This is a genomic window from Qipengyuania marincola (assembly GCF_029688625.1).
In the GTDB taxonomy this organism is placed as follows: domain Bacteria; phylum Pseudomonadota; class Alphaproteobacteria; order Sphingomonadales; family Sphingomonadaceae; genus Qipengyuania.
Window position 1 is genome coordinate 320,473 of the sequence record NZ_JARULC010000001.1, and the last position, 12,660, is coordinate 333,132.

Annotated in this window: 13 protein-coding genes and 1 tRNA gene; 5 read left to right on the forward strand and 9 right to left on the reverse strand. The window is 60.6% G+C overall.

All coding sequences use genetic code 11. From position 1 onward, the window contains the following. Positions 1-6: 6 nt before the first annotated feature. Both virB11 and P8Q88_RS01570 read left to right on the forward strand, forming a co-directional pair. Positions 7-1,032: a P-type DNA transfer ATPase VirB11 gene (gene virB11, locus P8Q88_RS01565; RefSeq protein WP_278322071.1), complete on the forward strand. Its 1,026-nt coding sequence runs from the start codon at positions 7-9 to the stop codon at positions 1,030-1,032. Positions 1,033-1,189: 157 nt separating this feature from the next. Then, a complete protein-coding gene (locus P8Q88_RS01570; protein WP_278322072.1) occupies positions 1,190-4,111 on the forward strand; it encodes a TonB-dependent receptor in 2,922 nt (973 codons plus the stop codon). 57 nt (positions 4,112-4,168) lie between these two features. Here P8Q88_RS01570 and P8Q88_RS01575 read toward each other — a convergent pair whose 3' ends face one another. Further along, positions 4,169-4,912, reverse strand: a complete 744-nt coding sequence (locus P8Q88_RS01575) for a queuosine precursor transporter (RefSeq protein ID WP_278322073.1) — start codon at positions 4,910-4,912, stop codon at positions 4,169-4,171. Positions 4,913-4,973: 61 nt separating this feature from the next. Here P8Q88_RS01575 and P8Q88_RS01580 point away from each other — a divergent pair. After that, positions 4,974-5,050 (forward strand) — tRNA-Arg (locus P8Q88_RS01580). Positions 5,051-5,852: 802 nt separating this feature from the next. Here P8Q88_RS01580 and P8Q88_RS01585 read toward each other — a convergent pair. The 3 genes from P8Q88_RS01585 to P8Q88_RS01595 are packed head-to-tail and all read right to left on the reverse strand — an operon-like array spanning position 5,853 to position 7,729. After that, positions 5,853-7,184 (reverse strand): dihydrolipoyl dehydrogenase family protein, encoded by a 1,332-nt coding sequence (locus P8Q88_RS01585; protein WP_278322074.1) that lies wholly within the window; start codon positions 7,182-7,184, stop codon positions 5,853-5,855. Continuing rightward, entirely contained in the window at positions 7,177-7,389 is a 213-nt protein-coding gene (locus P8Q88_RS01590) for a GDCCVxC domain-containing (seleno)protein (protein ID WP_278322075.1), read from the reverse strand. Before P8Q88_RS01590 ends, P8Q88_RS01585 begins: the two co-directional genes overlap by 8 nt. Then, positions 7,382-7,729 (reverse strand): mercuric transporter MerT family protein, encoded by a 348-nt coding sequence (locus P8Q88_RS01595; RefSeq protein WP_278322076.1) that lies wholly within the window; start codon positions 7,727-7,729, stop codon positions 7,382-7,384. Before P8Q88_RS01595 ends, P8Q88_RS01590 begins: the two co-directional genes overlap by 8 nt. Positions 7,730-7,803: 74 nt before the next feature. Between P8Q88_RS01595 and P8Q88_RS01600 the strand changes: the two genes are divergently transcribed. Next, positions 7,804-8,193, forward strand: a complete 390-nt coding sequence (locus P8Q88_RS01600) for a MerR family transcriptional regulator (RefSeq protein ID WP_278322077.1) — start codon at positions 7,804-7,806, stop codon at positions 8,191-8,193. A 191-nt stretch (positions 8,194-8,384) separates the two neighbouring features. Here P8Q88_RS01600 and P8Q88_RS01605 read toward each other — a convergent pair whose 3' ends face one another. Genes P8Q88_RS01605 through P8Q88_RS01620 form a run of 4 tightly spaced genes read right to left on the reverse strand, consistent with a single transcriptional unit; the run spans position 8,385 to position 11,239 of the window. Further along, the gene (locus P8Q88_RS01605) at positions 8,385-9,218 is read right to left on the reverse strand and encodes a hypothetical protein (RefSeq protein ID WP_278322078.1); all 834 of its coding nucleotides are present in this window, start codon (positions 9,216-9,218) and stop codon (positions 8,385-8,387) included. Beyond that, positions 9,218-9,952 carry a hypothetical protein gene (locus P8Q88_RS01610; protein ID WP_278322079.1) on the reverse strand — a complete coding sequence of 245 codons (735 nt, stop codon included), beginning with the start codon at positions 9,950-9,952 and terminating at the stop codon, positions 9,218-9,220. The genes P8Q88_RS01605 and P8Q88_RS01610 overlap by 1 nt, the downstream gene beginning before the upstream one ends. Before the next feature lie 44 nt (positions 9,953-9,996). Then, positions 9,997-10,869 carry a 3'-5' exonuclease gene (locus P8Q88_RS01615; RefSeq protein WP_278322080.1) on the reverse strand — a complete coding sequence of 291 codons (873 nt, stop codon included), beginning with the start codon at positions 10,867-10,869 and terminating at the stop codon, positions 9,997-9,999. Next, positions 10,862-11,239, reverse strand: coding sequence for a hypothetical protein (locus P8Q88_RS01620; protein WP_278322081.1), 378 nt, complete (start codon positions 11,237-11,239; stop codon positions 10,862-10,864). The genes P8Q88_RS01615 and P8Q88_RS01620 overlap by 8 nt, the downstream gene beginning before the upstream one ends. A gap of 138 nt (positions 11,240-11,377) precedes the next feature. Between P8Q88_RS01620 and P8Q88_RS01625 the strand changes: the two genes are divergently transcribed. Next, entirely contained in the window at positions 11,378-11,653 is a 276-nt protein-coding gene (locus tag P8Q88_RS01625; protein ID WP_123639991.1) for an ArsR/SmtB family transcription factor, read from the forward strand. Positions 11,654-11,704: 51 nt separating this feature from the next. Here P8Q88_RS01625 and P8Q88_RS01630 read toward each other — a convergent pair whose 3' ends face one another. Continuing rightward, on the reverse strand, positions 11,705-12,658 hold the full coding sequence (locus P8Q88_RS01630) for a cation diffusion facilitator family transporter (protein ID WP_278322082.1): 954 nt from the start codon (positions 12,656-12,658) through the stop codon (positions 11,705-11,707). Positions 12,659-12,660: the final 2 nt, after the last annotated feature.

The following is a 12,660-nucleotide window of genomic DNA, read 5'->3' on the forward strand; positions in this document are numbered from 1 at the left end:
GATCCGGTGAGCGCGGACATCCATCCCTTCACCCCGGATGACCGGCCGGATGACGAGGCGCTACCGGTCGACCTCCACGGGGAGCGGAGCGTCTATCTCGACGCCTATCTCGCCCCGTTTCGCGAGTGGCTGGAGCGGGACACGGTGACCGAAATTCTGGTCAATCGCCCCGGCGAGGTCTGGGTGGAGGACGCCGCTCTTGGCGGAATGCAAAAGGTCTCCCGTCCGGATATCGACGACCGGCTGGTGCAGCGCCTCGCCGAACAGGTCGCGCGCGTCAGCCATCAGGGCATCAATCGCGAGCATCCCCTGCTGGGCGCGACCTTGCCCGATGGCGCGCGCATCCAGTTCTGCGGGCCGCCGGCCGCGCGCAAGCACTGGGCGATGGCCATCCGCCGTCACCGCCGGCTCGACCTGCCGCTCGATGCCTACGACACCGGCCCGCTGACGCCGCCGACGCGTGGTGCCATGCCCGATCCGCAGGCCGAACCCGTTCCCTTCCTGCGCGAAGCCATTCGCCAGCGGCGCACGATTCTCGTTTCGGGTGGCACCAGCACGGGGAAAACGACGTTCCTCAACGCGATGCTCGGCGAGATTCCCCGTCACGAGCGCGTGGTGCTGGTCGAGGATACGCCCGAACTGAAGCTGCCCGGCGAGAACGGCGTGGGCCTCGTCGCGGTGAAGGGCGAGCTGGGGGAGGCGAAGGTCACCGCCAACGAATTGCTGCAGGCGGCCTTGCGCCTGCGCCCCGATCGCATCGTGCTCGGCGAATTGCGCGGCGCGGAAAGCGTCAGCTTCCTGCGCGCGATCAACACCGGCCATCCAGGCAGCTTTTCCACCATTCACGCCAACAGCTTGCGCGGGGCGCTGGAACAGTTGTCGCTGATGGTGATGCAGACCGGCATCGGCCTGACTCGAAGCGATACGATCGCTTATGCAGCCAGTGTGATCGACGTGATCGTGCAGCTTGGCCGCAACGAGGAGGGCAAGCGCGGCATCGTGCAGATTGCGGAGAGCCACACGCTCACCTGAACCAGCTAGCCCTCTATTGGGATACGCGTCTGTGCAACACTCGGCAAAATAGTCACGCTTAACGCGCAACATTCCTGCGTGGGGCTTGCGCGCATGCGAATGTCTGATAGCTTCCCTTCCGAGACTGCACAGACGGTCCATGGAGAGGAGTGGGTATATGAGGGTGAGGGCTACCTTGCTCGCGGGCATCTGCGCGAGCGCGATTTCATTTCCGGCATTCGCACAGGAGGCGACCGAAGACGATCTGGAGAACCCGGGTCTCAACCAGAACGTCATCGTTGTGACCGCACAGCGCCAGGCGCAGAGCCTGCAGGAAGTGCCGATCGCGGTCAGCGCATTCGATGCCGAGGCGCTCGAAGCGCAGCAGATCGAAAATGCTGCCGACCTTCAGCTTACCTTGCCGAACGTCTCGTTCACCAAGTCGAACTTCACCGCATCGAGCTTCACGATCCGCGGTATCGGCGACCTGTGCGTCGGCGTAACTTGCGACAGCGCGACTGCGATCCATGTGAACGGGTCGCCGCTTTTCGGTACGCGCCTGTTCGAGACCGAGTATTTCGATCTCGAACGCGTCGAGATTCTGCGCGGTCCGCAAGGCACGTTGTTCGGTCGCAATGCGACCTCGGGCGTGGTCAACGTCGTCACGGCCAAGCCGGAACTGGGTGTTTTCCGAGGCGCTGCCGAATTCGAATACGGCAATTACAACAGCATCAAGGCGAGGGGCATGGTCAATGTGCCCATTGGCGATGCGCTCGGCCTTCGCGTGGCTGGTTTCTACCTCAACCGCGATGGGTTTACCGATAATCTTTTCGACAATTCGGACATCGACGGTCGCGATATGTATGCGGTGCGCGGATCGCTGCGCTTCGAGCCGACCGACAGCACGACGATCGATCTCATGGGGTACTATTTCCGCGAGGATGACGATCGCCTTCGCATCCAGAAACAGACCTGCCAGCGCGACCCGACCGGCGTGCTTGGCTGCCTGAACAATCGCCGGGATTTCGACAGCACGAACGCGAACTCGACCCTCGCGACTGTCCTTACTTCGGTCGAACTGTTCCGCATCCAGGGCATTCCGGAAGGGCTCGCCCTCGGCAGTGTCTACGGGCCGGACGGATACGCGAACTTCGACGAACCAAACGATGTCCGCACGGTCAACACGGCCTTCACGCCCGAATACTTCGCCGATGAGCTTCAGTTGCAGGCGCATCTCGATCAGAACATCGGCGCGATGAACCTCTCGCTGACAGGAATTTATCAGGAAACGACGGTCGATTCCCGCCAGGATTACAACCTCGGTATCCTCGATCGTACGGGATATGCAACCGGGCTGAACACCTTGGCGTTTCTGGCTGCCAACGGGATCCCGACCGGGCTTCCGGCACCGGCCTTCATCCCGGGATCGAATGCTTATTTCGCTCCCATTGCCGATGCGCTCATTCCTAATGGACCCAACGGCCAGCTCTGCACGTCGGACAATGACGACGGAAACCGCGGCGTCTTCGAAGGCAACGCAATCTGTAGCGATGTGCCGCTGTCGTTCGACAGGTCCAACCAGGATCAGACATCATGGTCGGCAGAGGCCATTCTTACGAGCGACTTCGACGGACCGTTCAACTTCCTCGTCGGCGGTATCTATGCCGAAACGGAAGTCAGCGAGAACAGCTATTATGTGAACTCGTTCGGCCTCGATTACGCGACCGCCATTCTCGGGACGTTTTCCGCCTTCGCCAACGGGCTGCCGCCATCCTATCTCGCGACGTCGATGTATCGCAACAACACCACCGACTTCAAACTGGAGAGCTTCGGTGTGTTCGCGGAAGTCTATTTCGACATCACGGACAAGCTGACGTTCACCGGCGGCCTGCGTTACAATGACGATACGAAATCGGTCGCTGCACGCACCACGTTGGCAAGCTTCCTGAATCCGTTCGGAGGCGGCGACCCGTTCGATTCGCCGTTCGTCGGCAGTTTCGATGCCGATGCCAGCGTCCCCGGTAACCAGTTGTTGCAGGAACGCGACGTGTCGTTCGACGCCATCACGGGGCGCGCGGTGCTCGATTACGCGATCACCCCGGATAACAGCCTCTATTTCTCTTACTCGCGCGGCTATAAATCGGGGGGTATCAACCCGCCGCTTTCGCCGATCTTCGCAGTGCCGGAGAGCTTCAATTCCGAGAGCATCGATGCCTTCGAAATCGGTTCGAAAAATATCTTCCTCGATGGCGCAGCGCAGGTGAATCTGACTGGCTTCTACTATAAATACAAGGACTTGCAGCTAAGCCGTATTGTCGCCCGGACGTCGGTCAACGACACGATCGATGCCAACATCTGGGGTGTCGAGCTCGAAACGATCCTGCGGCCCAGCTACAACTGGCTGGTCAACATGAACCTGAGCTATCTCAACGCAGAGGTGGCGGGCGACCAGTTCTTCAGCGATCCGCGCGATCCCGGTGGCGGCGATCCCGACGCTGTCATCATCAAGGATATCTCGAATGGTGCGTTGTGTGCCGTGACCGGCGCGGGCGCCAACGCTTTCGTCGCCGCGGTCAACGGTGGCCTTGGTCTGCAGGCTCCAGGTGCGTTTCCGGCCGATGGCGGTATCGCCTCGACCGGCGCCTTCTCGATCTGTTCGGTCCTGGCCGATCAAGCCACGGCGATCGGCGGCCTCTTCGGCGGCGTAAATGTCCTGAGCCCGGGCGTCGAGAAGAACCTGCGCGGCAACAAGCTACCGCAAGCTCCGGAGTTCAAGGCGTCGGTCGGTGCGCAATACACCGCCGAATTCGACAACGGCATGTCGCTTGTCCCGCGCTTCGACCTCGCTTTCACAGGAACGCAATACGGCAATGTGTTCAATGGTGGGGTCAACCGGATCGAACCGTTCGTACAGGCCAACGCCCAGATCCAGTTGAACGGGCCGAACGATCGCTGGTTCGTGCGTGGGTTCGTGCAGAACATCTTCGACAGCGACTCGGTGACCGGTCTATACGTAACCGACGCCAGTTCGGGGAACTTCACGAACATCTTCACTCTCGACCCGCGTCGCTATGGCGTGGCCATTGGAGCGAAGTTCTAACCGACCTTTCGGGATAAAAGGGGGAGGAGGGGCGATCCATGCGAGGGTCGCCCCTCTTTATTTCGTGCGCTGCTGTGAGGTCGCGAAGGGCGAGAAGTCGGTATCGGTATCGAAGATTTCCGTGCCCTCGGCACGCTTCAGCGCTCCGACGACCGCATAAGTCACGGGCGTCAGCAACGCTTCCCATGCCGTCTTGATAAGCCACTGCGACAGCACGACCTGCCACAGCAATTCGATCGGCCAACCCGCCAGCCCGTAGAAGGCGAGCGGATAGACGATCAGGCTGTCGAGGCCCTGGCCGACTACGGTCGAACCGATCGTTCGCATCCACAGGTAGCGGCCCTGTGTCCATACCTTCATCTTGGCGAGCACGAAGCTGTTGGCGAATTCGCCAGCCCAGAAAGCGACCATCGAAGCGATCACGATCCGCCAGCTATTGCCGAAGACGAACTCATAGGCATCCTGCCCCGGCCAGCCCTCGGCAGGGGGGAGCTGGACGACCACCCAGGCCATGAAAGCCATGAACAGCAGGGCTGCAAAGCCGGTCCAGATCACTCGTCGCGCGCGGGCATAGCCGTAGCTCTCGGTCAGTATGTCGCCGATGATGTAGCTGACGGGGAAGAACAGCACGCCGGCACCGAAGGACCATTCGCCGATGCCCGGCAGCACCACATAGCTCGGCTTCGACGCTCCGATCAGGTTCGACAGCAGCAGGATGGTGACGAAGGCCGCCATCACGAGATCGTAATAGCGGAAGTTGGTCGGCTGGCCCGCCGGGACCGGTCGGTCGAGATTTTCCATGGCAAAGCTGCCTAGAGCCGATTGGCGCTGCGCGAAAGCGGCGTTATGGCAATCCGCACGCGCGCCCGTAGCTCATCTGGATAGAGCGCGAGACTTCTAATCTTGAGGCAGCAGGTTCGAGTCCTGCCGGGCGCGCCAATCCATTGTGCGGTTGCATTTACGTTGAACCGTCGACGCAGATCGATGCACCGCATCACCTTCCTTCGCGCGGTCGATTGTTGGTTCAATCTTACCCTGCCTCCAGTAAACCTGAGGGGCTATCACCCTTGGACGTTCTCAACGGGCCTTAGGCGCGGGCGGTGAAAAATGCTTCTTCGCCAGATGATGATCGCGCAACTGCGAGGGGCAGTAGCTCCGAGGCATGCCGTGCTCAGTGACGGGGCCGCCGGCCAGCCGCTCGAGCACGGTCGAGTGAAGTTCCGCTTGAGGATGGACTTTCCTTAGGCCCTTTGGCCACGTAATCCTGAATTTCCTGGGCAATCAACGCTGCCAACCTGCTTTAGCTAGCGCCTTCCCTTCGTCGTGCCGCATGCCAACGGGATCTGGCCAGAGCCTCAGTCGGTTCCGATCGAGCTGGATCGGATGTTCGAGTTACTCGACCATCCCACCGAGTGCATTGTCCGATAGTCGGGAGTCATCCTCCGGATGACTGCCGCCAAGGCCAAAGTGATTTCCGGCGAACTAGACCTAACGCAACTACGGCGGATCGAGATCTTTCATTTGCTGAACGTCATGCGAATAGGGCCCGCCGGCAACCGGGAAATGCATACGGCTCTCATCGATTGCACGAGCACTGCAAGCTATTAGATTGCACCAAGACCCCTTCATTCTTGCACTAGAGTGGCTTAGCCATGCGTCGCGGCCCGTCTCGGTTACATCAGCGGCGCTCGAACTGCTTACCTTGGTAGAAGGTTCGTTTCCTAATCCACATCTGCGGACGTCAGCCCACCATATACCCAGCATCCGATGCAGCAGTCGGGTAAGCGAACATCGTCGATTGAATATCGTTTGCGGTCAGCCCATGCCGGATGGCGAGGCCGAAAATATTGATAAGTTCGTCAGCGTCCGGACCAACTAGGTGAGCGCCTAAAATGCGGTCGGAGCCGCTCTCAACTAGAACCTTGTGTCCATAAATCTTCGCGTTGAGACGGCGTGCCGAAAACCAGTTCGGGTGTGAACCCGCATTTACTGCAAAATCCAAACCGGCCTCGCGCGCTTCGCTTTCCAGCATCCCTACCCTTGCTGCTGGTGGCTCGGTGAAGAGCGCGCTCGGCACGCCCTGGTAGTTCGGTGTTAACCCGCTATCTTCGAGGATATTTTCCACCACGACTTTCGCATCGTGGCTGGAAACGGGCGTTAACGGCGGGCCGCTCGCCGCAGCATCACCGGCGGCGAACACCTTGGCGTTGCTTTGGCTGCGAAGCTGCGGAGTAAGCAACAAGCCCGTTTGATCGCGCGCTATCTCACCGGCTTCCAGGTCGAGTTCGCCGATTGCGGGCACTCTCCCCGCCGCATGCACTGCCAGCTCTGCCTCAATAGTGCGGTCGCCAGCGTGCACCATGAGAGCTCCACCGCTATCGGTCACGCTGCTGACTTCCGCATCTACAATCTCAATCCCAAGATCATCGAAGCTTGGCAGCAGCCAATCGACAATGTCCGGATCGAATGCCTTCAAAATACGGCCGCGCTGCACGATCGTTACTTTGGCTCCGGCGCGCGCGGCAAGGTGGGCAAATTCCGCCGCTATATACCCGCCGCCGACAAATACGATCCGGTCGGGAAGGGTATCCAGCTCAAGAAAGGCGTCGCTGTGCGTCAGCAATTCCTCGCCGTGGATTCCCAGTGATCGGGGTATCGCTCCGGTTGCGATCAGTGCGTGCGAAAACCGCAACTCCTCGCCGCCGACCTCGATCCGATCAGGACCGACGAAACGTGCCATACCGTGCAACGTCGCAACGCCCTTGCGCTCATATCGCGCTTTTTGCTTTTCCGGGACAGGATCGGTGAAGCTGCGCTTGAAGGCTTGAAGATCGCTCCAGTCTATCGAAACAGAGCCATCGATCCCCTTACCCTCCATTTGACGAAAGGCCGCGAGCGCCTCCTCGCCACTGACCATCATCTTTTTCGGATCACACCCGCGCAGCGCGCAAGTGCCGCCATAAGGTCGATAATCGATAACTGCGCATCGCTTCCCTGCGTCGGCCATGCGATGGACAGCGACCTGCGCAGCGGTTCCCGAACCGATCGCAACGAAGTCAAACCTCTCAGCCATTGCAACAATTTCCTTCTTGGATTGGAGGGCAGGGGACCGTGCCGTAGGAACAAAATACGCAGCAGTCGCCTTGGGCCGGCTGGAGGCGCGCGCCGCAGTTCGAGCAATTATAGAAGAACATGCAGGCGTTGGTCGGCATCTCCTCGTCCTTTTCGTGGCCGCATTCCGGGCAACGCAGGCGGGACACCAGGATCGGTTCAGTCATAGAAGAAAGCTCCCATCAGCAAGGCCGCACCGATGGCAATCCCGACGGCGGTCAAGGCCCGATAGCTCGGTGATCCGCATGTCGCATCTGTTGGGCAGGCCCGCGCCTTACGAAATTGCCAAATTAGCCGGAGGGCCGCCGCGAGAAGCAGGACCGATGCGAGAATAAGAAGTGGTGTTCGATAAGGGGCTACGACCGGTGTGACACTGCCAAGCCACGCCGAACCCAAGCCAACAGACGCGAGCCCTAAAGGAAGCGCACAGCAAGCCGCAGCACCAAATGCTGCGAATATGCCACCGCCTGTCGCCAATCCGTTCCACCAAGTGCCGAGCTTGTGCATTGGATGTCCTTTTGAAAATTCCAGTTGCAGTCATATCTAGTGTCTGTAGCCACTACAGACTCAAGAGGATTCGTATGAAAATCGGTGAAGTGTCGAAGCGAACCGGATGCAATATTGAAACGATACGGTATTACGAACGGATCGGCGTGATCGAACCGCCGCCGCGCAAGGGCGCCTACCGCGACTATGGTCCGGCGGATGTTGACCGTCTCCGCTTCATCAGGCGTGCACGCGAACTCGGCTTTTCACTAGAAGAGGTGCAAGCGTTGCTCGATCTAGCGCCCCGACCGCACTCAAATTGCAACCGCGTGCAATTTATCGCCGAACAGCACCTTTCAAACGTTCGCGCCAAGCTAGCAGACCTCGAACGCATGGAACTTGCACTCGCTACATTGGTCGAACAGTGCGGCGCGAGCGATCATGACCGATGCCCAGTGGTAGAGAGCCTAACTGGTAAGGGCTGAAGCGAACCGCCAGTTATGGTCCAACGACAAGCGACTCAAACTGAGGGTTTCCCACCCCAAATTCGGACCTTGCGCGCACATCGAGCGGTCGCGAGATGCGGACTAGGCAGTTCCTGCCTATAATTTGCATGGAGTTCAAAGTGTGTGAGCGGCAAAACCCTTGATGTGGATTGGTCCGGTCGAGATCCCGGTCAAGTCGAAGCGAAGGAAAGACGATCGCAAAACGCGAGTTTCATGAAATGCTCGGTCAGGGCACGCGCGCCGTCCCGCGTCACCAGCTCGCTCCAATCATCCCAGCGATCGATGCGTTCGAGCAGCCAGAGGTAGAACTGGTCACGCGCGAGACGGTCGCCATCAGACCAGGTCATCGTCCACAGGGTGCTGCGCACCGGGACCTCCCGGGTGATCCGCAAGCCGATCAGTTTTACCACCGGATCATTGCCGATCGTATCGGTCGCGAAGCGATGCGCCATGCGCGCGGCGACGCGCTCTCGCCTTGCGATCTGGTCGGCCGCCTTACTGCGTTCGGAATGACCCGCTACCGTGCGGTTCGCGATAATCCAGTCAAGACCGACATCTTCCGCAGCATCCTCGCTCGCTCGCGTGGCAATCAGCATCAGCAGCACAGAGCGCCCTTCAGGTGTCGGCCTTCCGTCCGTGTCGTTCACTAGCCCAGCTGCGAGTAGGTAGGCTCTGAAGAACTGATCGAGGTGACCATCACCAAGAAAGATATCACGGACCCGCTCCTCCGGTGCTACGAAGCGGCCGTCGGCAATAGCGAGGTAGCTCGCCATGAATTCCATGATCCCGTTCATCCAGCCGGAATGGATCGAGGGCAGTCCGAGGCGATCGATCCAGAATGCCTCGCGCACCGATCCCCACTCACGGCCGTCCTCATCGATTAGGGGTGGTTCTCCCGGCACCGATCCGCTCGAAACCATCCAGTATCCCCAGGGCAGATCGGGATGCCGATCATCGCCGTAGCGTTCCTTACCGGCACCGGAAGGGTGAAACGAGCTGACCATCACTCACCCTTGCGTTCGGCAGGAGCCGGAAGGCCGAGTGGCTCGCGGGTCGGCGTAGCCCTGTCCGAACTCTTCTCGGTCAGCGATTTCAACTTGCGCGCCAGTTCGATGCAGTTCGCGTAGACAAAGGCCTGGTCACGGTAGACATCGCCCCTTCGACCTTCGCCATATCGACCGTTGGGAACGAGATCGCCGGGGTGGGCGGTGTCGAAGCCCAGCCACCACAGGTCCTCGTGGAACTCGTCCTCGGAGGTCTGCACTGTGCGATATTCCTGCACCAACCTGACCCTGTTCACGTGGCATACTGTGTAGCGCTCCTTGCGCGGCTTCCCCCAAGCCACGCGCGCAAAGCGATTGACCTCACAGGCCTTGCCGTATGTCACGCCCCCGTGCACCGCGTTGGAAACGCCGACCGGCACCGCATCCGCCTCGAACCCGAAGAGTGGATGCTCCGGGCCGACCCCCACATAGCCCGAGATGGTCCCGTTCTTCTGACGGAGCATGATACAGCCGAGGCCCGTCTCCGCATCGACCCACGCGACCTTATCGGCCTCGTCGTTCCAAGGCCCGTCACCCGAAGGACGTCGATCGGGATTGTGATAGACCTGCAGCGCGGTGATGCTGGTGTCCGCCACCGGGTAGGTGACCGGCGCCTCATTCACCAATCCGTCCGGCAACTCCGCCGTCACGACCTGCTTGCCTGCTTTCTTTCGTCCGGTGGGCTTCCTCGCCATCTTCGCTTCTCCTGCGCTGGTTCGTGAGGACATGGATCAGTCGATCAATCGAGGCCGTTGCGACGGTATCGGCTGTAGGCATCCTGACGCGTCAGCCGCGGCCCGAGGGCTCGTGCTCCCTTTCCGCTCGCGTAGACCTCACGGGCCAACCAAGCCTGTTCGTCCAAGAGGCGGAAATCCATGACCTCACGCCACCAGACCTGCCCCTTCGGGTCCCATCGGTAGCCGCGCATCCGCAGAGCATCCTTGGTCGAGAAGGCCGAGCCGACCGCTTCGATGACGAAGCTGTCGCACGACGAGGTCCCATCGAGCTCGTAGAGCAGCGGGTGCCCATCGGTCCGCTCGTGCCGCAGAAGCTGGATGAGCGCGTCGACATCCCCCTGCGCTCGGTGCGCATCGTAGAACCAACCGGCCTGTGCACAGAGCCAGCCGAGCGACCTGCCTTCGAATCCAGCGGCGGCCCAGTCGATCTCCACGCACGAGCAAGCCCATCGCTTGGTCGGCAGGTCCGTAAGGCGCTTCTCCACCATGGGGCGGTCGAACGCCGCGTTGTGGGCGATGACGACGTCGGCGGACGAAATGATATCGGCCGCGACCCGGTCGTCGATCCTCCGGCCGATCAGGTCCTGATCCGTGATGCCGGTGATACGGATCACATCCTCGGGCAGCGGAACGCCGGGATCCTCGCGCCAGCACCACGCCCGGCCGATCTCGGTAATGTGCCCGCCGGGATCATACCTGAAGCGTCGCACCGCCAGTTCGATGACCCTGTCGCTTTCGAGATCGAGCCCGGTGGTCTCCACATCCAAGACGGCAGCGACACGTTGGGGATCGTCCGGATCCCCAAACCCTGTTTCACCCACGCGAAGATCGACGCGGCGGAGCTGGCGAATGTCGGACTGCGCCGGTTCAACCACGTCCGCTCTCCGAGGATGCCGAATGGTCGAATAGCAATCGATCGATCACCGCTGGATCAGCGTCGAGGCCGAGACCCAAGCCGTGAAGAAGGATCGCCTTCGAACAGGCGTCGCGCTCCATGCAGGCTTCGATCGGCGCACGGCCTTCGAAGAGCTCGAGCGGCGAGACCATCCAGCCGATCGGATCCTCCGCCAAGCCGTCCCGCTGCATTCGCGCCCCGGTCTCTGCAGCCACGCATGCGATCCGAACGAGCGCGACACGGTGAACAGCCAACATGCCGCCGCTTTCGTCCTCGAGCGGATCGAGTGCCCAGTCCTCGGCGCGCTGCTCGAAATAAGGTTCGAATTCAAATTCTGCGGTATCGCTCATCGCACCGCTCCCCACGCTCTGCACCGGACCCTCCGGTGCCTCGTGGATGGCACATAGCATGAACAGAAAATACTTCAATAGGTAATGAAGTATTGAATTAACTTGTCGGTAGGGATCACTGACGCTATCTGCAGGAGAATGGAAAAGATGGATGCCGTCGCGAAACTCAGTGCCTTGGCCCAGCCAACCCGGTTGGAGATATTCCTGGCCATAGCGCGAGCGGCCAACGGCATCACGTCCAGCGAGGTTGCCGAGCAGACCGACACCATGCCCAACAACACCTCGGTGCACCTATCGGTATTGCGAAACGCGGGGCTGGTCTCTTCGACGAAGGAAGGGCGCTCAGTCACCTACAGGGCAGAGCGAGGAGCCGTGCAGAGGCTGGCGACCTTCCTCTCCGAAGCCGCCAAGTAATACCGCATCGGACAGATAGGTTCCGGCCGCCCGTGCTTTTCACGTGCGAGTTCAATCCTCGGAAACGCGTCCGGAATGCCCGGCTTGGGCTATCAGTCCCTCATCGCAGTCCGTTGCGAGGCAAGCTTCCAGCGTCGCATGCTCGATGCCGAACCGGGACGAGACGCGCAGCCGCACCGTTCGCTTCAGGTCTTCGAACCGTTCGAGAGACGAATGGGACGGCAGGATATGCACTTCGAGGGCGCGGCGGTGCTCTCCCAGGTTCCAGACATGCAGATGGTGGATGCTCTCGACCCCATCGATCGCCTCGAGTTCGTCCATGATTTCTTGCAGCTCGACGTCATCAGGCACCGCACCCATCAGCAGGCGGACCGTGCGCGGCATCAACGATAGTCCCTGCCAGATCACATAAGCAGCGATGATGACCGTGATGACCAGATCGGCCACGTAGAGATCGTATAGCAGGATCAAGACCCCGGCGACGATCACCCCGACAGAGGCCATGGCATCGGACACATTGTGCAGGAACGCCGCCTTCATGTTGATGCTGTCCTTGGCGCCGCGGTGGGTGATGACAACGGTCACCAGATCGATCACCAATGCCACGCCCGCAACGGCGATCACCGTCCATCCTTCGATGGGTTGCGGATCGGCGAAGCGGTTGACCGCTTCGACGAGCAGATAGAAGCCGATGATGAGCAGCGTCGTCAGGTTGATGAGCGCAGCGACGACCTCGCCTTGCGCATAACCGAACGTCATCCGTCTGTCGGCGGGACGCCTGCCGATCCTACGGGCGAACCACGCGAGGCCGAGCGAGGCGGCGTCACTGAAGTTGTGAAGGGCGTCGGCAATGAGAGCCAGCGAACCCGATACTATCCCGCCGACGATCTGAGCGAGCGTAAGCAGGACGTTGATCGCGACCGCGAAGATTAGCTGGCGATCGCTCAGGTTCTCCTCGCCGTGGCTGTGGCCGCCATGCCCACCATGTGTGTGATGATTGCTCATGT

What these genes read in the sequence shown, in the direction of transcription:
- P8Q88_RS01570 (WP_278322072.1), top strand. Translation starts at nt 1,190, where the DNA reads ATGAGGGTGAGGGCTACCTTGCTCGCGGGCATCTGCGCGAGCGCGATT.
- P8Q88_RS01575 (WP_278322073.1), bottom strand. Translation starts at nt 4,912, where the DNA reads ATGGAAAATCTCGACCGACCGGTCCCGGCGGGCCAGCCGACCAACTTC.
- P8Q88_RS01585 (WP_278322074.1), bottom strand. Translation starts at nt 7,184, where the DNA reads ATGGCTGAGAGGTTTGACTTCGTTGCGATCGGTTCGGGAACCGCTGCG.
- P8Q88_RS01590 (WP_278322075.1), bottom strand. Translation starts at nt 7,389, where the DNA reads ATGACTGAACCGATCCTGGTGTCCCGCCTGCGTTGCCCGGAATGCGGC.
- P8Q88_RS01595 (WP_278322076.1), bottom strand. Translation starts at nt 7,729, where the DNA reads ATGCACAAGCTCGGCACTTGGTGGAACGGATTGGCGACAGGCGGTGGC.
- P8Q88_RS01600 (WP_278322077.1), top strand. Translation starts at nt 7,804, where the DNA reads ATGAAAATCGGTGAAGTGTCGAAGCGAACCGGATGCAATATTGAAACG.
- P8Q88_RS01605 (WP_278322078.1), bottom strand. Translation starts at nt 9,218, where the DNA reads ATGGTCAGCTCGTTTCACCCTTCCGGTGCCGGTAAGGAACGCTACGGC.
- P8Q88_RS01610 (WP_278322079.1), bottom strand. Translation starts at nt 9,952, where the DNA reads ATGGCGAGGAAGCCCACCGGACGAAAGAAAGCAGGCAAGCAGGTCGTG.
- P8Q88_RS01620 (WP_278322081.1), bottom strand. Translation starts at nt 11,239, where the DNA reads ATGAGCGATACCGCAGAATTTGAATTCGAACCTTATTTCGAGCAGCGC.
- P8Q88_RS01625 (WP_123639991.1), top strand. Translation starts at nt 11,378, where the DNA reads ATGGAAAAGATGGATGCCGTCGCGAAACTCAGTGCCTTGGCCCAGCCA.
- P8Q88_RS01630 (WP_278322082.1), bottom strand. Translation starts at nt 12,658, where the DNA reads ATGAGCAATCATCACACACATGGTGGGCATGGCGGCCACAGCCACGGC.